16 protein-coding genes and 1 tRNA gene are annotated in these 18,940 nt (G+C 53.1%); 9 read left to right on the top strand and 8 right to left on the bottom strand.

The annotated features are described in order from the left end of the window. Positions 1 to 302: 302 nt before the first annotated feature. Positions 303 to 1,202, bottom strand: a complete 900-nt coding sequence (locus FDK21_RS18740) for a LysR family transcriptional regulator (RefSeq protein WP_138150431.1) — start codon at positions 1,200 to 1,202, stop codon at positions 303 to 305. A gap of 119 nt (positions 1,203 to 1,321) precedes the next feature. Between FDK21_RS18740 and FDK21_RS18735 the strand changes: the two genes are divergently transcribed. Then, complete coding sequence (locus tag FDK21_RS18735) at positions 1,322 to 2,185, top strand: NAD(P)H-binding protein (RefSeq protein ID WP_138150430.1); 864 nt, start codon at positions 1,322 to 1,324, stop codon at positions 2,183 to 2,185. A 374-nt stretch (positions 2,186 to 2,559) separates the two neighbouring features. On the opposite strand, the gene FDK21_RS18730 is transcribed toward FDK21_RS18735, so the two are convergent. From FDK21_RS18730 to FDK21_RS18715, 4 genes are all read right to left on the bottom strand, one after another. Continuing rightward, entirely contained in the window at positions 2,560 to 3,204 is a 645-nt protein-coding gene (locus FDK21_RS18730) for a DUF2971 domain-containing protein (protein WP_138150429.1), read from the bottom strand. A 90-nt stretch (positions 3,205 to 3,294) separates the two neighbouring features. Continuing rightward, positions 3,295 to 5,184, bottom strand: coding sequence for a hypothetical protein (locus tag FDK21_RS18725; protein ID WP_210238846.1), 1,890 nt, complete (start codon positions 5,182 to 5,184; stop codon positions 3,295 to 3,297). 10 nt (positions 5,185 to 5,194) lie between these two features. Beyond that, positions 5,195 to 7,195 carry an ATP-binding protein gene (locus FDK21_RS18720; RefSeq protein WP_210238845.1) on the bottom strand — a complete coding sequence of 667 codons (2,001 nt, stop codon included), beginning with the start codon at positions 7,193 to 7,195 and terminating at the stop codon, positions 5,195 to 5,197. Then, positions 7,192 to 7,887 carry a hypothetical protein gene (locus FDK21_RS18715; protein ID WP_246657623.1) on the bottom strand — a complete coding sequence of 232 codons (696 nt, stop codon included), beginning with the start codon at positions 7,885 to 7,887 and terminating at the stop codon, positions 7,192 to 7,194. Before FDK21_RS18715 ends, FDK21_RS18720 begins: the two co-directional genes overlap by 4 nt. Before the next feature lie 1,260 nt (positions 7,888 to 9,147). On the opposite strand from FDK21_RS18715, the gene FDK21_RS18710 reads away from it, so the two are divergent. Continuing rightward, positions 9,148 to 10,206: a hypothetical protein gene (locus FDK21_RS18710; protein WP_138150428.1), complete on the top strand. Its 1,059-nt coding sequence runs from the start codon at positions 9,148 to 9,150 to the stop codon at positions 10,204 to 10,206. 25 nt (positions 10,207 to 10,231) lie between these two features. Here FDK21_RS18710 and FDK21_RS18705 read toward each other — a convergent pair whose 3' ends face one another. Next, entirely contained in the window at positions 10,232 to 11,953 is a 1,722-nt protein-coding gene (locus tag FDK21_RS18705; RefSeq protein WP_138150427.1) for a hypothetical protein, read from the bottom strand. Positions 11,954 to 12,643: 690 nt separating this feature from the next. On the opposite strand from FDK21_RS18705, the gene FDK21_RS18700 reads away from it, so the two are divergent. The 4 genes from FDK21_RS18700 (at position 12,644) to FDK21_RS18685 (ending at position 15,388) form a co-directional block, all read left to right on the top strand. Then, complete coding sequence (locus FDK21_RS18700; protein ID WP_138150426.1) at positions 12,644 to 13,210, top strand: hypothetical protein; 567 nt, start codon at positions 12,644 to 12,646, stop codon at positions 13,208 to 13,210. Between the two features lie 86 nt (positions 13,211 to 13,296). Further along, entirely contained in the window at positions 13,297 to 13,701 is a 405-nt protein-coding gene (locus FDK21_RS18695; protein WP_138150425.1) for a hypothetical protein, read from the top strand. A gap of 485 nt (positions 13,702 to 14,186) precedes the next feature. Further along, positions 14,187 to 14,372, top strand: coding sequence for a hypothetical protein (locus FDK21_RS18690; protein ID WP_138150424.1), 186 nt, complete (start codon positions 14,187 to 14,189; stop codon positions 14,370 to 14,372). Beyond that, positions 14,369 to 15,388 (top strand): tyrosine-type recombinase/integrase, encoded by a 1,020-nt coding sequence (locus FDK21_RS18685; protein WP_138150423.1) that lies wholly within the window; start codon positions 14,369 to 14,371, stop codon positions 15,386 to 15,388. The genes FDK21_RS18690 and FDK21_RS18685 overlap by 4 nt, the downstream gene beginning before the upstream one ends. 73 nt (positions 15,389 to 15,461) lie before the next feature. Here FDK21_RS18685 and FDK21_RS18680 read toward each other — a convergent pair. Together FDK21_RS18680 and FDK21_RS18675 are read right to left on the bottom strand one after the other, a co-directional pair. Further along, a tRNA-Glu gene (locus FDK21_RS18680) sits at positions 15,462 to 15,536 on the bottom strand. Positions 15,537 to 15,611: 75 nt separating this feature from the next. After that, positions 15,612 to 15,986: a hypothetical protein gene (locus FDK21_RS18675; RefSeq protein ID WP_138150422.1), complete on the bottom strand. Its 375-nt coding sequence runs from the start codon at positions 15,984 to 15,986 to the stop codon at positions 15,612 to 15,614. Here FDK21_RS18675 and FDK21_RS18670 point away from each other — a divergent pair. From FDK21_RS18670 to FDK21_RS18660, 3 genes are all read left to right on the top strand, one after another. After that, positions 15,985 to 17,007 carry an RluA family pseudouridine synthase gene (locus tag FDK21_RS18670; RefSeq protein ID WP_138150421.1) on the top strand — a complete coding sequence of 341 codons (1,023 nt, stop codon included), beginning with the start codon at positions 15,985 to 15,987 and terminating at the stop codon, positions 17,005 to 17,007. The two genes, FDK21_RS18675 and FDK21_RS18670, sit on opposite strands and share 2 nt — an antisense overlap. 121 nt (positions 17,008 to 17,128) lie before the next feature. After that, the gene (gene rpoH, locus FDK21_RS18665; protein WP_114010579.1) at positions 17,129 to 18,031 is read left to right on the top strand and encodes an RNA polymerase sigma factor RpoH; all 903 of its coding nucleotides are present in this window, start codon (positions 17,129 to 17,131) and stop codon (positions 18,029 to 18,031) included. A gap of 157 nt (positions 18,032 to 18,188) precedes the next feature. After that, entirely contained in the window at positions 18,189 to 18,824 is a 636-nt protein-coding gene (locus tag FDK21_RS18660; protein WP_138150420.1) for a TetR/AcrR family transcriptional regulator, read from the top strand. Positions 18,825 to 18,940: the final 116 nt, after the last annotated feature.

Below are 18,940 nucleotides of genomic sequence, written 5' to 3'. Positions count from 1 at the left end.
CAACCAAAATCCCAAGCCATACAAATGGGTCAAATCAGCAAGCGAAATTCTCGAATCCGTAAAACGCTTCTGCCAAAAGACCCAGCGACAATTATGACAAGGACTTTCGATTCACATGACTAGTGCGCCGCATCATTGCCCCGAAATTGCTCGTTTGGGGTTGTGATTGGTATTCGCGGCCCATAGGTGACATTCACCCAATCTAGAAATGCAACATTACCGTTTCTTTGAAGCGGACATTCGCCACGCTCCTAATCGTATTGTCAGATTTCAACATCTGAAACGGACCTAGAACAACACATCTAAACGGCGGACCGGCAAATTTCGATAAAGCTGCGCAGTGGCTGCGGCGCGGACCGATTGGGATAGTAAAGACGTGGTCCATCCATCTCGGGCCACCAATCTGGAAGAACCGGTACCAGCCTGCCGTTGGCAAAATCCTCATCCAGCCAGTTACGGAATGTCTGAATGATACCCATACCCGCTCTCGTGTAACGCAGCCCCGTGTCAATTGCATTCACACTCAAGATGAGGGCATTGTTTGGCTTTACCTCCATGAACTGCCCCTCTCTGCACAGCGTCCACGGCAACAGCGTGCCGTCCTTCAGGCGGTACCGGATCGCGCTGTGTGCCGTTAGATCCTCCGGTTTAAGAGGCATGCCATGTTCCTGCAAATAGGTGGGGGCTACTGCCAATGCCATCTGCTGTGTGCGAGGACCGATCGGGATAGAAATCATGTCTTGTTCCAGAACGCTGCCATAGCGGATACCTGCATCACAACCAGCGGCTATGACATCCACCAGATCGTTTTCGACCATGATCTCCACCTCCACCCCTGGATGTTGGAGGCGATATTCGGCAAGAAGAGGAGGCAGAATATCTGGCATTACCGCACCGGGTACATTCAGTTTCAGGCGCCCTCGCACCCGCCCGCCAAGATTGACCACCTCAAGACAAGCGGCATCCACGGCAGACAAGAGCGGTGTAACCCGGTCCACAAGCAATTTTCCTTCATCGGTGAGATGCAGGCTTCTGGTCGTGCGACGCAAAACCGGCACACCAAGCTGCGCCTCAATTCGCGAGATTGTCGTACTGACCTTTGATGGTGCAACACCAAGTCGGCGGGCGGCCGCACGAAAGCCCCCGTCACGAAGCACGGCGAGCAGGACGGTTAGATCATCAAAGGAAACTTTGTTCTCCATACAGAGCAACCCGTTCGAATTTGGCTCTCTTATCTTACTATTTGAAAACAGTCATTATGTCGAACAATTAAAATGAACTGGGCGTCAGTGCCACCAAACTTACGATTGGAGATTGAACAATGCTTGTTGTTACCGGGGGCTCGGGAAAACTTGGCGGATTTGTCTTGGAGGCGCTGTTGCGCCTCGTGCCCGCAGAGCAGATTGGTGTAAGTGTTCGAGAACCAGAAAAGCTCTCTCACCTTGCCGCTCGCGGTGTCCGTGTCAGAAAGGGCGATTACAATGATGCTGACAGTTTGCGGTCTGCTTGGGACGGTGCAGCGCGACTGCTGCTTGTGTCTTCAAATGCAGCTGCATCCGGAGGCAATGCACTGGCCCAACATGAAACAGCCATAGCTGTGGCAAAGGAGTTGGGCGTGAAACGGTTGCTCTATACCAGTCAGGTCTCAAGCAACTCACAATCACACTTCCCTCCGGGCAGAGATCACGCAGCGACCGAGGCGATGCTGGCTCATTCCGGCCTCGCATGGACGGCGTTACGTCACGGGTTTTATGCTGATAGCGCCATCAGTATGCATGCAAGAGGGCTTGAGAGCCGCTGTCTGACCGGCCCCGAGGACGGCAAGGTTGCCTGGACGACCCACCAAGACCTGGCCGAGGTGGACGCCCTGTTCCTGAGCGGTCACGAAACGCACGAAGGCCCAACACCTCCTTTGGTCGGCGGAGAAGCACTCGATATGGGGGATCTTGCACGGCTGGCAGGAGAAATCGTCGGCAAAACCATCGAGCGGAGTCTCATTAGCGAAAGCACCATGGTTGAGAATGCTCGGCGTCATGGGCTTCCGGAAAGCGTCATTAGAGTTATGACGGGCTATTATCGCGCTGCCCGGGAGGGAGAGTTCGCGATGATTGATCCAACCTTGAAAAGACTATTGGGGCGAGAGCCCCAGCGCATCAAAGATCTTCTTGCCCGAAAGTTCGGATAGCGATCGGTTTGGCCGGTTCGTATCAAGCTCGAACTTGCAGAGGCAGTTCGCGAGCTGGCCCTCATAAATCGGGCCGCCGAAAAGGCGGCCCGAAGCGGACACTCGTGGAGCGATCAATCTCGCGTCGCAACAATCCCATTAGGAGACCTTCGGTAGGGACGACTTCCAAGAAGCCAGCTTCCCCCATTCCAGCCGTTCGAACGACGTGCAGCATTTTCAGTGACAATGTGACCGGTGGGCGGACCTTCCGAGCTACGCCGAAATTTCATGCCCCATTGAGTGCATGTCTGGTAAGGCGTGGCAAGCGCTCGTCGACTGACCATCCCGAGCACCGGATGCGTGCGGTATCCGCGAACTGAATGGAGGGTATGGTCTTAAGGTGTGGTCGGCGGCGGTACCACGCGTCCCGCCAACTTCTGCCACTGTTTATTGTCGATGAGGGTGGATCGATAGATCCGCAACCCTTTGCATCCTGGGAGTGACTTCAGCGTCATTTTGACTGGGTCAACCAACGCCGGCGCTAACCACGGGCTAAGTGTAATTCGTTTAATAACTGCGAGGGAAATAGGGACTGAGTATGCTTGCAGTTCCTTATCAGCGCTTACATATACGGCCCGATATTCTCGCTCATCGCCATAAGGCCAGCGTTTGGTGAACGGCAGGATTTCAAGATCCACGTCGTGCATAGTGTTTGCATTCGTAATCAAATGATAGTCGACGGACTGATGGGTCACGCCAGCTACGTCGAACGCCGACAACAACTTGTCCCGGTCGAACTCTATACAGACCCCATCTGAACCGCGGGAGAAGACCTGCCAGTGATGGTAGGTTTCTTCCCTGTCTGCGATGCAGATGGCGAGCACCGTTTTCAGGCCTTTGATCCTCTTGTATTCGGACATGAAGAAAGAGTCATTCCGATCATCCCAGGTGTCAGGGCTTAGAAGAGATAAGCATTGATTATGGAGGATGTGAAGGGCCGACGCCAGGTTAGTATAGCGCCTTAAAGTCTGTTCGGTCATAACGCCATCTCCTTTGTTATCGCATCAGATCTTGGTGCGCGACAATATTTGGTTGCGGGCGGAGATTGGAAGAATTTTTATTATGTCGCATCACTTGAGTTCGTGCGGCGTTTTTCGGAGCGCTTGGACCCGCGCGACGACGATCAGGTATTCGGTGTCAGATCCTGCGGGCGTCTTTCGCTCTACAGTTATCCGCTCCGAGATTTGTTGCTGGTGCCCTTTCCTGTCCGTGAGATCAAGGACTAGAAGAAATCCAAAGCGGACACCGGTTGTGAGATATCCTGTCGCCTGTCCGGCGTAGCGTTTCGCCAAAGTGGCGTTGTCTGGGACGTTGCCGTCTTTTTTTACCTCAATAATCGTATTCACGCCGCGAAACCGGATGTCAATGTCGGCTCTACCACCACCACGATCACGCGCTTCGGCCTGGAAGGAGGTCAATCCTGCAGCATGCAGGAACTTTAAGAAATCTAGCTGCAGGTCATGTTCTACCGGCAGCTCTCCGTTCCTCTGAAACAAATAGGAGGCGGCAGGATCGGTGCTGACACCGACGTTTGACCGGGCTGCCAAAAACCTCAGCAATAGGTTGATAAGAGCCTCCACGAGCATCCGGGCATCGGGGAAAAGTGAATAGTCTGGCTGAGTTGCAAACTGATCGATCACCCGTTGCCAAAGCTCAGCAACCATAACATCGGCGTCAACATGCATGCGGAGTTCCGAAACACCCAGTTTGGCTGTGGCTTCGCTGAAGCCGACATCGATTAATACCTCGACCAGCTGACTAGTGGTTGTGTCGTCAAAAGGGCGGCGATGCAGCGAGCCCTCCACACTCCGTTCGAGCGTTTCGCGCAGCTCCGCTATCGCCCTAGCTTTACCATGGTCAACGTTAACCTGTAACCACTCGTCCAGCGCTTGAAGGTAGTATCTGCGTTCACGCAGCCCGCGGATGGCAGCGTCCTGCATTGACGCATCGAGGCCAGGAGTGGATAGCAGACCGAAAACTTCGCTTCCTGGGTAGAAAATCGACAGAAGTTCATCCTCAATCACGAGTGCAACATTCAACCAGACTTCCTTGCTTAGTGAGTGGGCCAGTGCGGCTAATTTTGTCGCCATAGACAGCCAATGAAACCGTTCTTTTGAGGATACGGCCAACCATGAGTGAGATGCATGGCGCATCTGTGCAAACGCAGTATACTCGATCGCAGCAGTTTTCAGTTCGGGCAAACGATCTTTCATATCTGCTCTGAGCCCGTCGTCCCGTACTGTCAGTAGAAAAGTCGTGCAAAGCAGATAGAGTTTCGCATCAGGTCGGCGCTCGCTGCGTTCGAGGGATTGCTCAAACCATTTTTTCGCAGACACTAGGGCTGACCAAAGTGCGTCCTCGGAAGGAGCAGCCAGACCTTCGCGCAGCTTGGCTAACCCAATTTCCAAGCACGCTTCGTCTGCGGCCAGTTCCAGTGTCGCCAATCGTTCTAGGAGCAAGTTGAAATCGGCATCTGGATATCGATGCATAATTGCGCCAACCACCTTAGCGACGTGACGCAGAAATCGTGGGTCATCGTCCATCGAAACATCGAGGATGCTGGCCTGCAGATTCCGTACCAGCACTGCGTTTTCCTGCGAGAGCAGCATCGCTCCCCTCAGTGCTTGGGAACGCCCCCATGAATTATTACTTTGATCTTCGAAATGGGAGTAGAGATTTTTCCAAGCTGGTTTGGCGAACCCAGCCGGTATCTCGATCCGTTCCAGACAATCGACCATCTCGGCCAGTGCGGGAGCGTCGTCAGTCCACGCCAGCATTTCCAACAATACGGATTGGACAGAGGTCTCGGATATCCATCGTGTCAGCCAACAAAAGCCATCGGCACGGTCTGCACCGGGCGCGAGTTTTTGAACGGCAGAAAGCAATCGCTCCGCTGAAACGGAGCCCGGATCACTGGAACCGTCAGCATCGGCCCGTAACAATTCGATAAGATATTCCATGACTCACCGCTTAGAAAACGTAGTCGTCGCCTTTGGCATGGAGACGATGCTCAACTGGCACAACGGCTTCAACGGAAGGACGCGCTGTCGTGCCGATGATTATCTGCACACCGCCTATCTCCGAGGCGGCGGTTGCAACGCTATCGAGCATCGCCTCGAAATCCTTGTCCACAACCTCTTCGGACGCAGGCGAGTCGATCACCATCAAACCGGGATGGCGGCCATGGCCCCGTTCCCTTACGACTTCGACCGCGGCAAGCGCCACGGCTATCTTGATGCGTAGCCGCTCCCCCATGGTCAAGTTGCTAAAAAACTCGGTAGCTCCACCTTGTTTAACCTTGAGGCGGCCTCCATTGTCCAATCGCATCTCAGTGACGTTGGGCATGCCGAATTTCTGGGCAAGGAGCATCACCGATTCCGATATCTGCTTCAGAACCTCAGATTGCTTATCAACCATCAGTTTCTTGGTGACCTCAGTGGCTGCACCAAGAATTCGATCCGCACCGTCGGCATTGGTGGCATCCGTGGTGGTTGATGCGGTTCCATCCCCCATGAGATCGCGAAGTTGAGCTGCCTGTGCTTCCAGCTGGAAAATCTCCAATTCTAGATCGGGGACCTTGGCGGCAAGGTCGGCCTGCAGCGCGGAAACGCGCTCCTTTGCCTTTCCAAGTTCGATTGCCGCGTCGTTTGCAGATTTCTCCGCGGCCTTTTGCTTGGCCCTGGCGACTTTCAATGATGTGTCGAGTGCGTCGACTTCGTCTTTCGCAAGCTGAATGTGATCGTCTTCAATATCCTCCGTAGCCTGAGGAATATCGTTCTTGCAAAGCAGACAAGTGCTACCAGCGCCAGTTGGCTCAGCCGCTGCCACCGCGTCCTTGTAAGTCGCCTCGCAGGCCGGGCAGCAAGATGGACTAAGCTTGCGGAACGAATAGCCTGCTGACTGCTCGTCCTCCAGTTGCTGAACCCTTCGCCGGGCATTATCGAAGCTTTCCGAAATCATCGTCAGCGAGACATCAGCCGCTTCGAAGGCTACACGTGTGGACTCCGCAACCTCTCGCAGGGTGATCATCCGTTGATCCAACTCATTCAACTCGACCCGTTTCCTTGAGCGCTCGTCCACCTTCTTCACGCTGGCCCTTGCTGTCTCAAGCTTGCCTTCGACCATCTCCAATCTCTTCGCAAGTTCCTTGTACAATGTAGACTGGTCTGGCCGAGCAGCATGGGATGCCTCAACCTCTTTTTGCGCTGTGAGGGCTGCGCTATATGTCGAGACCCATGGCAAACCGATGAACAGTTGCAGTAAGCGCAATGGAATGCCATCGATCGTAACGTCGCCGAAAAGCGCCTTGGCATTGGTGGAACTCGACAAGAAGAGTGCCGATGAAATCAGTGGCCAACCATGGGCATGACCGCCCGTATTGGAATTGTGTGCATAGATCGGTGAGAAAGCCAGTTCAGCCATCATCAACTGTTCTGTCTGTGACTTTAGCCCATCGCCACCATCACCGTCGTATAATGGTACCCAGTTCCCGTCGCTGCCCGAACGGCTGACACGAGCATTCGCTTTCGCCGGATCCTCCTCTCCGACATCTTTCCACAATTCAGTACGGTGGAGATTGCCATCGATCTCGTAAGTTACATCGATGATTTCCAGCCATTTCCAGACGTCTGCCTTAACCCTTCCCCGGAACTCGCCCCGAATGACGGCGTATAGCAAATTCAGTATAGATGACTTGCCGCGGAGATTACGTTCCGACATCACCGCAAACAATCCAGTGCCGAGGTTGTCCCAAGTCTTATCAAACGGCCCATCAAGGTCGGACTCTGCACGCTCGCCAGCAACACGTATGCTTTTAAATCGCAATGACTTCGCCCGAGGAGGGGTAGGCTGCGGTCGGATGTTATATTTTTGAAGCACGGATCTGGCTACGCTTTCCTCCGTGCCAGAACGTTCAGCAATGGCGTGGAGCCAGCCGCTCTCGGTGGGTTGAATTGGCGCAGACTTGCTCATTTCAGCTTCTCCGAAATCCTGCGCAGGCGCTTCTCGACTTCCCCACGAATGCTCGGGATTAGATCGCCATGAAGTGTCTGGCCATAGGTGGGATGCTCGTACTGCCAATCCTTGAGCTTCGAACCGCTCTTATTGGAAGCTACCCGCATCACCAGCATCATCCGTTCCCTGTACCACACCAATCTCGGATGGTCGGTTACACACTTGTCCAAGAAAGCCACTGCCTTCGATGATATCTGATATTCATAGCGACGCACCTTGCCGTCTTCGCCCTTGAGCTGCATGGATCTGACGAGTCCGTAATAGCTAAGCAAGGAAAGAGCATCTTCGATGTTCTCGTACGCGCCCCGCTTCCACCTGACCATGCGCACCAGCCTGACAGAAGGCTCATCAGCGTCGAAAATGCCTACTACCTTTTCAAGAAGTTCGACATCACCCTCAGTTTCGACCACGTCCAGTAACGCATCAGCCAGATAGTCCGGATAGCGCACCAAGAAATCCATAGCCATGAGCCGCTTTTCGGCACTGAAGACTTTCACGCATTCTTCAGTAGGCTCGGCTGCATCATCTGACCCAACCACCAAAATAAAGAGAAGCCGCAAGGCATCACGATATCTAAATCCGCCGGAAGAAGCTGGATCAGTTGTAGGCGCGACCCCAGTTTCGCGCGCAACATCGCCAAATAAGTCCATACCCACCAGCTACGCTCCCATGAACCTAAGAATATTTCACAGCAACTAAGATCACGGATCGCTGGATAAAATGCAACCCATTGGGGTTTTGTTTCACTGTCACATTCAAAGAGTTTATGCGGACGCGTCCACCATGGCATGCCAGGGCATGCCAGCGAAGCAAATTGAAGGCGACTAAGAAACTTGAATATCGCCTCTTACCCTTACAGGCTAAAAACAAACCGGTAGTGCCCTATTGCAGGGCAATTAGCGAACGGGCAGCTTTCGCGTTACTGCACAACGCCGACGAACGATTGCTATGCGGGCTCATTGGAGGCATTGGCTGGAGTGCGCACAAATTTCGACCAATGGGCCGAATGCTCTGCTTAGGTCTCGAGGCTCTCAAATGTACCCTGAATGGCTGCTTTAGCCTGCGGGATTAGGGAGCTCGCATCTGCGAGAAATGGCAACTATCCGCCCCACCCAAGACCTTGCTTTTGTTCGTGGCATCACATTTGTCATCACGTTGTCAGGATGCTTCTGACGGATGTCAGGCACATTTCGTGACGTCATGACGGACAGGCTACTTATTATGATGGCCGTTCAAACAGGAGCGGAACAGATACTCCGATTACCATGCGATGGCAGACCGTCTTTGTGACAATTGTGATGAGAGACTGATCGTCACCAGCGTCGTCAGCAACTTCCTGACCGTAATGCACGCAGCCAACAAGTTGCTCATCCACACTATTCCAAACGCTTGCAAAACATGAAGGTCGGCGAGGTGTTCTGATGATTGTCATGACAGTCCTGACGGCTGTCATGACAGCATGACGCAGAACACGATAGCGGCATTTCGGTCATGTATTGGCAATCCGCCTTTACTTCCTGCCCATCCATCCTGAATTGCGTATCACCGGCAGTTGCCTTGGACTTGACCTCGTCTGTGACGAAAGATTCGTTTAAACCGGCTGACTGCGGCAGTCATGTCGGGCTTTATCAATGCAATTAGACAGCAACCTCTGACCATCAGTACCAACGTGATAATGGTCTCGGCTTCTGGTTCCAACGCGTCATTGGTCAGATGCGCTTCTTGCCGTCACGATCACCTTTTGATGCACTGACAACTATCACGGGCTGAGCACAAACATCACCTGCAAAGCCATATTCCCGCAGCAATCTGCATAAACTTTTTCGTTCACGGGAATTCTTTCTATTTCCTTTTCGGAAGGGCCTTCGCTCTTCCGGTCAAATCACTGATGTCTTGATTAGGAGAATAGAATGAACAATGGCACATCAGACCCAACCACCGGGCAAGAACCAGACGATCTCTTCGGCACCTTTGCTGGCACACCGGTTTATCTGCACCAAATCGAAGCCGCATTGGCCCAACTGCCCGAAGCCTTTACAAAGCGAGCATTCAGCAACGCTCTTGAAGGCGCCGGACTGGACGCTGCGGTCGATTGCAATATGGCGCGGGGCGCAATGCAGAAAGCCAAAGAACAAGGCTTGATGCGCCACAACAAGCAGTCCAATTTGTGGGAGCAGGCGCCAAAGAATTCACCGATACCAACTGCGTCGCCAGACACAACCGATTACCCCGCTGTTTTGACCGCCACGAAAACGCCCCCTCCAACCAAGGCAACATGGCGAATAAGTTATTTGCAGGTCATTTGCACAATGATCTGGCTCGCCTTGATGATCATCAATGCTCGACTGGGCTTCGAGATCGGAGAAAGCGATCCTGTAACAAGCTATACGATTATGGCTCTTATGATAATTTTGGACCTTTGCCGATCAACAGCAATTGGTGGCGCGCTGCGATGCGTCCGAAACCACCGATGGTCCCTGGCCAGCCTCTTGGCTCTATACATCACCGTCGCGACCCCGATATCAATTCTTTCGACCACCACGCTCTTATGCGTGCCTCTGCAGAAAGCGACGGACGAAGTGGATATGAGGGAAAAGCAGGCAGCCATCATTGAAGGATATATCATCACCCATAACAAGCAAAAGAGGGCTGCCGCGCTTTACCATGATGAATGGGAGACGGAATGTCGGCGCGATAGATGCGGGCCAAAGGCCGCAGAATATGAACGGCAATATAATCAAGCAGAGGCAATGGCAGCGGAGGCCATTGAAGCAGCAAGAAAGGCGGACAGTCGCCACAAGGATTTACCGTCATCAGACGAAACGATGGTAGAGCGGATCGCGAAAGTCCTGCAACAGTTTCGAAATGATCCATTTGCGCCCGATCTCTTGGTTCCACTCTATATCGGCATCTTGGCCGAGCTATCTGCCCTCTGCATAACATTGCTCTGCAATACCCGGAAAGGCTGACACCGACGATATTGGCGATACCAGGCTACCGAACCATCTTGTCACCTTTGACCCTTCGGTCCTGTCTTTCCCGTCGCTCTGCATTGCGCGGATCTGGCGCCTTGGCCATCATGTTTTCTAGACCCTGTTCCTTAAATGACATTTTGGCTTCTGCATTTGGATCAACGGTGCCATATTGCTTTCGGTGCTGCTCACGATAGTCCTTAAGGGCGTCGAATTCATCCCGCAGTTTTGATCGCACCAACTTGATTGCGGCGTTGCCAACCTGCGTTGCAATGACATTCGCGATGCCGCCGAGAATCCGCTGCATTGGCTTTGACAGACCCTTGATCTTATCAAGACTGACCTTTACGTCCATTTTCAGAATATCGTCAGACTGAGGCTCTGCATCAGGGTTATATGTCACCTGCACATCGACCAGTGAAGGATCCGCCTTGAATTGGCGTTCACACTGAGCGGCCTCTGAACTCCAGATTCGCCGGGCATACTTTTTGATCACTTTAAGAGCAGGTTGCCATTTGGCTTTTAAAATCGCTCTCTTCTTATCATCCTTGGGAGCAGATGGGCCAAAACTCAGCGTGTCTTGCTGGCCCGCTCCACTCGACGGTTGATAGGAAATCACTCCATCATCGACAGCAGCCAAACCAGCGTCTAAGGCACTTTCGAATTTCGCGATATGCTGCTTTTTCTGTTGCAACGCCTCGGCCCGGATTGCATCTGCCTCCCGTTTTGCTTCTTCTGCCTTGGCGATGATCTGATCACCCTCCGCCTGTTTTTGCCGCTGTTCGAAATATAGCTCGTCTTGACGTTCAAACAGCTCCTCTTCTGCAATCTTGAGCTTGCATTCCTTAGTTGTCACATACTCTTCAAATTCCCGCTTTTCCTTTTCCAACTCCTGCCGTTTTGCCTCGATGCTTTCCTGCTGGCTATGTGCTTCGTCGATTGTTTTTCTAGCCTCCGGCAGATCTCTTCTCATCAGCGCAAGCTGCTCATGAGCATCCATTTGCTGTAGGTATTCTGCTCGTGGCAGGCGAAATCGCTTGGGGCCATATCGCATCAGGCCAGCGTCCCTGAAAACTGAAGTATAGAAATCATCTTGCCACTGACGCATGGCATCACAATAGGCTCGATCCTGTTCGGCCACATTGTCTTTTTTCCAGCCAGCGCCTCGACGGATATTGTCGACGGCCGCTTTTCCAGGATGAAGCCATGTGATCTCTCCACGCACAGGATCAACGCCATAAACATGGATATGCATATGCGCTTCGTCTCTGTGCACAACTGCCATTGCAAATTGACCATCAGCCGCTTCGAGCCGGTCCTTTTCGAAGCGCACAACTTGATGAAACAATTCCATACACTCGTTCATCAGGTCAGGCATTGCCCATGCATCAGCACTCAGGATTGGAAGCGAAATTACAGATGAATAAAGCGTGTGTTTGTCGACTCGCAGGGCTTTGGTGCGTACGGATTTTTTTCCAGTCTTTGGAATTGTATATGGCACCTGCTGTTTGACTTTGCAGGCATCATGGTGAGCTTGGCGTAGCTCATCAAAATTTTTACAAGAGCCCGGTATAATCAATGGGTCTGGATCTGGCTCTTCCACATGACTACATGATCCAGGCTTGCGCTCTGCCTCGGCGATAACCTCATCGACAGTCCAGGCTCTGTCACCATTGGCACGCTTTTTTTGTTGGCCGCCTTTGCGGCTATATGACTCGATGTGAGCGTATTGATACCCTTGCAATTGCGTTACTCCACATGTCTGATGTGATGACCTGTGGAGCAAATAGGGCGCACTTCATTGATCCGGAAATAAAAGCAAACGACCCCAGAAACCTCTCATTTTCAGAGGCAACATTAAGGGTGATTCAAGAGTTGTAGAGACCGACTACACGTTTTGATTTCTCCGCTTTCGCGGATCAAAACGTGTCGGCTCTCCGAGAGCTCTTACGCAGAGTGCGGCATGGGGAACCCCTGCACCCAGCGACGATGATATCGCCGCATGGGTAGCGCGCCACCTACCCAAACCCGACCGGGGCCATCAGCCGGACCAGAGGGGGCTTTCGCGCCCGTCCTCTTGGATCTCCCACTCGTCTCCGACGGGCCTGTCTGGCGACTGGCAGACGATCCTCTCTGCCAGACCAACTCCGGCCAAGGGAGCGATTGCCATGCCCACCTTGGATCCCCTTGGCGACCTTCTGCCGGACGCGAGACAACCTCTTGGCGGCGGTTTTCTCGCGGCTCTTTCCCTTAAACTGCAAGCTCCCTGATCCCTTGCTGATCCCACCAATCAGCATGAATTCAGAAGCATCTGACAGACGGCAACCGGATTGTGCGCAGCGGGTCTGGTGACGCCGCGCCCGATCCGGATTGCAAGAAAAATTCAATGGAAAGGCAGGTGTCAAAATCCCTTCAACCAAGGTCGGAGATATTGATGACCAGCGAAAATATTCCATCCACGACGCACGCCAGCAACTGGCAAGGCACTGTCAGCTGTGGCGACATCGTTGCCTTCGAGATGCCTTCAGAACATCTCTACAATCCTCTACAACCACCCCAAAAGGAATTGCCATGGCTCATCGTTGACGAGGCTATCTATATCGGCACCCGTTATCTGACCCTCGCACGGGGGCATGCAGTCGGGACAACTTTCAACCACGGAGCCGAATTCCGCGTCGAACATTCTGCCGCCTTTGGTGCTGCAGGTCTCTCACAGCCGACAGTCTACAATCTGCGTGGCCTTGTGATTGTCTCTGTCAACCATGAAGGCTTTGCACCCAACAAGGATGGAACACCAGTCCTTGGTCGGTTGGTTGGCGACGAGCTCGTTCAGTTGGAACGCCTTAGAGCTCGTATCCATGCCATCAACGTTGAGCGCGCAGAAGGACGAGCCGATCTGCTCAAACTGCAAGCCCTGCTTGCCAAGAGATCTGGCCGCCAAATGTCCGGGATGATTATCCCTGCGCCGATTGCCATCCCGACACCCGATCCCCAGCAGTAGTCACAGAGTGCTTTGAGATTTGTCCGACCAGCCACGGTGTCGGCCGGACAAATCACCAAACCATTCATTTTGAAAAGGATGACCATATGCCCCTTATACCTGAAACCTATCGCCACAACATTTCGCTTCTTGTTGATCAGCACAAGACCGATGCCAGCCGCATCATCGATATCGGAGCCGATGCAATCTGCGCGGCCCGAAGGGCGTTATCCTCTATGCCCGATATTGCAGTCGGCGATATTTTCGACGACATCAGGCCATTACATGCCCTGATCGATGCTGTCAGCAATCGCTGTGTTCTGGATCCGCAATTTGACGAGATCGTCGACGATTTGCTGGAGGCTCTGCCCAACCTGGATGAGGCCGATCCTTTGGCTTCATCCTACGCCAGTGTCCGCGCTGATCTGCAAGAAGCTCAGTATTTTGCCAATCGATTTCTGGATCTCATTCACGCTGAGAAGCGACGGGCACAATCGTTCAGAGAGATGTAAATCAAGTAAAGCGCACCGAACAACCTCGCCATCCATAACGTGATGGCGAGGCCAATGAGACAGCATCGACGGCAAAGCAGATCGTTGCGACGGAAACGGCAGAAACCGAGAATAAATCCTCATGAAATCAATCGGATAACTTTTTTATCAATTTCATTTGGGTTTGTGAAATTATTGCCCTATGCAAAACCGCACATAGTGCACCTGCTGCCAACGACAATAGCGATGCAAATACTGCGTGTCGGGACTGACAACATCCCTGACCACCTCGGTTGTATCAGGAAAACGCGGTGATCAAAGAGCTTTTCGGCACCAATCGCGGTCTTGAGAGCGTTTTTCACGCGAAATAGACGCATTCTGGTTTGGGTCCAGCTCTCAGCGTTTCTACTTCCCTTTCAGTTCACGCAAACGCAAAGAGCCGTCGGTTGGCATTCAACCGGGCGGCATAGCGATGGAATTCGCCGAGAAAGCAGACAGGAGCCGTCATGAAAACCGCAGCGACATTTAAGCAGGCAGACATAAAGCGGGCCATCCGAGGCGCACAATCTGCAGGTGTCGCCATAGCGGCAATCTCTATCACCGTCTTCGGCGAGATTACTCTGCAGATCAAAGACCCTGATCAACCGGGCCTGAGAGACGCAAACGACTGGGACAACATTCTGGAAAAATGAAACGTAATCCTTATCCCGGCGTTACCAGAGTCACGGACCGCCACGGCAAGACCCGATGGCGCTTCAGGCTCAAGGGATGCAGCTCCTGCTATATCCAAGGAACATATGGTTCGAAAGAGTTCGAGGCTTCTTATCAAGCAGCAAAACTGGACAAACCATTCGAGATAGCAAGGACCAAGGCGAAACCAGGCACCTTTGACTGGCTCATCACACAATATATGCGAACAAAAACCTTCCGCGATATTGGGGATGTTTATCGTCGAAATCTCAGTCTGGAGATGGAGCGCTTTCGGAAAGATCATGGGCACCGCAGCATTACTGGCCTCAAGAAAAAGCACGTTGAGGCACTGATGGAGGCGAAGCGTGAGACCCCTGCAGCGGCCAACAAACTCAAAAAGCTCATCGGACGCCTATGCCGCTATGCGATCAATGATCTCGGCTATGCCATGACGGATCCCACTCAGGGCGTCAAACCTTTTAAGATGAATGCAGATGGCTACCATACATGGACTGACCCAGAAATCTCTCAATTCCTGGCTCATCATGGTGAGGGCTCTTTGCCAGCAATCGTCTTGCATCTTATTCTTTACACCGGAGCAGCCCGACAGGACGTCAACCGGATGGGCTGGCACAGCATTTACGAAAACAGAATCTGCTATAGTCGGGGCAAAACGGGCGAATTGGTGGACCTTCCTCTTCATGCCAACCTAGAAGAGTTTCTGATCAACATTCCAAGCCATCAGAAAACCTTCATCACTCAAACAAAATCTGCTGATGAAAGCTATACAACTGAATCATTCGGCAATTGGTTTGGGAAACAATGCAAGGAAGCCGGCGTTCCGGGAAGTGCGCATGGATTACGCAAAGCTGGTGCAACGAAGCTGGCGGAAGCAGGCGGCACCGAGTTTGAAATCATGACTTTCCTGGGCCATTCGAACCCGGGAGAAGCACGGAAATATGTAAAGAAAGCAAACAGAAAGCTGATGGCGGACAATGCAATGGCAAAGCTGAAATGATGTCCAACCTAGGGACCCCGGTTGGACAAAAGCCCTCGCAACTACCTGAGCTGCAAGGGCTTTTTGTGCAAAGTGGCACGCCCTACGGGACTCGAACCCGTGTTACCGCCGTGAAAGGGCGGCGTCCTAACCGCTAGACGAAGGGCGCTCGCTATCGGTGAGGCGGTTTATATGAGGCTTTGTCGCAAAGCGCAAGAGTGGTTTTTGACGAAACTGTGAATATTCATTCTGCCTGTGGAATAAACTCGATGCGGCGGGAAATGCTCCCGTTCTTTTTGCTGATTTCGAGCACAGAGGTCATGCCCTTGCCATCCACCAGCAAGTAGACTGTGCCATTTTCGATCCGCATCTCGCGGATGCTTTCACCTGCATTCAGGCTGTGCGTAACCGCCCCCACAGGCGCGGCAGCCTCAGAGGCACTTTCCTTCTTGGTCACGCTCTTGTAGATAAGAATGCCAATAATGGACGAAATACCGACAACCATCACCAATATGGACCGAAGAGCAATGCGGCGCATCTTGCGCTGCAGTTCCAGCATTTCCGGGCTCTGAAAGGGATCATCGCCGTTTGGTTGTTGGTCGGAAGATTGTTGAACCATGAGTGACTCTAGCCTAGTAGATGAAATCCTGACCTTCGAAGTCGAAGAGCATGAAAGTGGCAAACGCCTTGATGCGATTATCGCCGCCAAGGATGGCCGTTTTTCCCGCTCCCGCTTCAAAAGCCTGATCAAGGAAGGCAAGGTCAGCCTCGCCCAGCCCGATCAACCAGAGCGGACGATAGAGGAGCCCAACCACAGGGTCAATGCGGGGGATTGCATCAAGGTCACTTTGCCCCCGCCCGAAGACCCCACACCGCAGGGGGAAGACATCCCGCTGGATGTGGTGTTTGAGGATGACCACCTGATTGTCATCAACAAACAGACCGGTCTTGTCGTTCATCCGGCGGCCGGCAACTGGACCGGTACGCTCGTCAACGCCCTCATCCATCATTGTGGCGACAGCCTGTCGGGCATTGGCGGCGTCCGCCGTCCGGGCATTGTTCATCGGCTAGACAAGGAAACCTCAGGCCTGTTGGTGGTTGCCAAGAGCGATGCTGCCCATAAGGGCCTGTCCGAGCAATTTGCCGACCATGGACGCACCGGGCCATTGGTGCGCGCCTATCAGGCCCTCGTCTGGGGCCAACTGAGCAACCGCAAGGGCACCATTGACACCCAGATTGGTCGCTCCCAGCATAATCGCCTCAAGCAGAAGGTGCTGCGTGAAGGTGGACGTCAGGCCATCACCCATTATCAATTGCAGGAAGAATTTGGCTCTGGCGGCGAAATCGTTGCCTCACGGGTCGAATGCCGCCTTGAGACTGGCCGCACCCATCAGATCCGCGTTCATATGGCCCATATTGGCCATCCGCTGATCGGCGATCAGGAATATGGACAAGGCTTCAAGTCAAAACTCAACAAATTGCCCGAAACCCTCGCGCGTCACATCGAGAAACGCAAGCGACAGGCGCTGCATGCGGGTCTGCTTGGCTTTGCGCATCCGGTCTCGGGCGAAGTGCTGGAATTTCGAAGCGAAATGCCTGACGATCTGAAGAATGTGATGAAAGCACTGCAAAAAATGTAGAACTTTTTTCTGTTCTGGCCCTGTTGTTGTCCAATTTTGACCTATATTAAACCAGAATGCAGGCCGTCCCGGCTGCACGATGCTGTCCTGCCACTTGGGGGACAAGAGGAATAAGAATCAAATGGCAAAAGAATCTGGCAACATCCCTGTCGTCTCAAATTCTGAAGGTGGCCTGAGCCGCTATTTGAACGAAATCCGTCGCTTTCCCATGCTGGAGCCGCAAGAAGAATATATGCTGGCCAAGCGCTATGCGGACTATGACGACAAAAACGCCGCCCACAAACTGGTAACAAGCCACCTGCGCCTTGTCGCCAAAATCGCTATGGGTTACCGCGGCTATGGCCTGCCGGTCAGCGAAGTGGTCTCAGAAGGCAATGTCGGCCTGATGCAGGCCGTCAAACGCTTTGACGCCGAAAAAGGTTTCCGCCTTGCGACCTATGCCATGTGGTGGATCCGGGCCTCCATTCAGGAATATATCCTGCGCTCTTGGTCGCTGGTCAAAATGGGCACCACTGCCAACCAGAAACGGCTCTTTTTCAACCTGCGCAAGGTGAAGGGGCAGATTCAGGCGCTCGAAGATGGCGATCTGAAACCGGATCAGGTCGATTACATCGCCGAGAAACTGGGTGTCTCCAACGAAGAAGTCATCTCCATGAACCGCCGCCTGTCGGGCGACGCCTCGCTGAACGCGCCTTTGAAGGCCGATGGCGAAAGCGGCCAATGGCAGGATTGGCTTGTGGACGATTCCGAAAGTCAGGAATCCGTTCTGGCCGATAAAGAAGAACATAACCATCGCATGTCCCTGCTCACCGATGCTCTGGACATCCTCAATGATCGCGAGCGACGCATTTTCGAGGCTCGCCGCCTTGAAGAGAAACCGATCACGCTCGAAGAATTGTCCGAGGAATTTGACGTCAGCCGCGAACGCATTCGTCAGATCGAGGTTCGTGCTTTCGAAAAGGTCCAGAAGGAAGTACAGGCAGCCGCAGCCAAGGCGCTGGCTGACAGTGCGGTTGATCAATAACGTTTTTCTTTTGCAAGACGACGCTGCGCCCCCCCGAATTCGGCGAAAGCCACAATAGCGCGAGGCTGATCACAAAGATGTGACCAGCTTGTCGAGCAAAAATATTTCGCATAAAGTCGTCTACTAAATTTTTCGCATTCAGGAGGCAGATCACCCAATGGGTCGCGCACGTTCGTTTGATGATCAAGACGTACTGGAAAGGGCCACACGGCTATTCTGGCGACAAGGTTATAAAGGCACATCCATGCGAGACCTGGTCGAAGCAACGGGATTGGCCAAAGCCAGCATCTACAATGCCTTCGGGACCAAGGAAGATCTCTTCAAATCCGTCCTCTCCTATTATATCGACAAGAAGCAAACGCACAGCTTGTCCTTTCTGGAAGGCGGGTCCAATGGACGCGAGGCATTGCTTGCCTATTTCAACAATGTGCTCTGCGTGACTCTGGAGAACCAGTCGACTGCGGGCTGCTTGCTGGTCAACACCGCGACCGAACAATGCGCCACGGATACAGCCATGAAAGGGCTGGTCGACCATGGCATGGAGAGAACACAGCGTACCCTGATCAGCACCGTCGCACGCGGCATCGAGGATGGCTCCATTGCCCCGTCAGTGGATGCGGAAACCGCCGGTCTGTGCCTGATGGGCACATTGCTTGCCATTCGCGTGATGGCCAGAAAAGGCGTCGACACACAATGGGTTACCAAATTGATCCGCGCCAATCTTGAAGCCCACATACCGGCCTGCATGCCATCCGCCGTATCAACAGGGTCTGTCACAGGCTATCGGCACTGAAACCGCTCCACCCAACGGCCCACTGGTTGATCCAGATCGACATATGCTGCTTGATCACACCAAAACAAAAGCCGGTTGGCATCCGCCACCGGCTTTCTCTTTGAGATTATTGCGCT

Source organism: Cohaesibacter sp. CAU 1516 (assembly GCF_005771485.1).
GTDB lineage: Bacteria > Pseudomonadota > Alphaproteobacteria > Rhizobiales > Cohaesibacteraceae > Cohaesibacter > Cohaesibacter intestini.
This window is presented reverse-complemented; position numbering and strand designations above follow the sequence as displayed.

Excerpts from the sequence above, each read along its gene's own strand:
- FDK21_RS18740 (WP_138150431.1), bottom strand. The coding sequence starts at position 1,202 with ATGGAGAACAAAGTTTCCTTTGATGATCTAACCGTCCTGCTCGCCGTG.
- FDK21_RS18735 (WP_138150430.1), top strand. The coding sequence starts at position 1,322 with ATGCTTGTTGTTACCGGGGGCTCGGGAAAACTTGGCGGATTTGTCTTG.
- FDK21_RS18730 (WP_138150429.1), bottom strand. The coding sequence starts at position 3,204 with ATGACCGAACAGACTTTAAGGCGCTATACTAACCTGGCGTCGGCCCTT.
- FDK21_RS18725 (WP_210238846.1), bottom strand. The coding sequence starts at position 5,184 with ATGGAATATCTTATCGAATTGTTACGGGCCGATGCTGACGGTTCCAGT.
- FDK21_RS18720 (WP_210238845.1), bottom strand. The coding sequence starts at position 7,195 with ATGAGCAAGTCTGCGCCAATTCAACCCACCGAGAGCGGCTGGCTCCAC.
- FDK21_RS18715 (WP_246657623.1), bottom strand. The coding sequence starts at position 7,887 with ATGGACTTATTTGGCGATGTTGCGCGCGAAACTGGGGTCGCGCCTACA.
- FDK21_RS18710 (WP_138150428.1), top strand. The coding sequence starts at position 9,148 with ATGAACAATGGCACATCAGACCCAACCACCGGGCAAGAACCAGACGAT.
- FDK21_RS18700 (WP_138150426.1), top strand. The coding sequence starts at position 12,644 with ATGACCAGCGAAAATATTCCATCCACGACGCACGCCAGCAACTGGCAA.
- FDK21_RS18695 (WP_138150425.1), top strand. The coding sequence starts at position 13,297 with ATGCCCCTTATACCTGAAACCTATCGCCACAACATTTCGCTTCTTGTT.
- FDK21_RS18690 (WP_138150424.1), top strand. The coding sequence starts at position 14,187 with ATGAAAACCGCAGCGACATTTAAGCAGGCAGACATAAAGCGGGCCATC.
- FDK21_RS18685 (WP_138150423.1), top strand. The coding sequence starts at position 14,369 with ATGAAACGTAATCCTTATCCCGGCGTTACCAGAGTCACGGACCGCCAC.
- FDK21_RS18670 (WP_138150421.1), top strand. The coding sequence starts at position 15,985 with ATGAGTGACTCTAGCCTAGTAGATGAAATCCTGACCTTCGAAGTCGAA.
- FDK21_RS18675 (WP_138150422.1), bottom strand. The coding sequence starts at position 15,986 with ATGGTTCAACAATCTTCCGACCAACAACCAAACGGCGATGATCCCTTT.
- rpoH (WP_114010579.1), top strand. The coding sequence starts at position 17,129 with ATGGCAAAAGAATCTGGCAACATCCCTGTCGTCTCAAATTCTGAAGGT.
- FDK21_RS18660 (WP_138150420.1), top strand. The coding sequence starts at position 18,189 with ATGGGTCGCGCACGTTCGTTTGATGATCAAGACGTACTGGAAAGGGCC.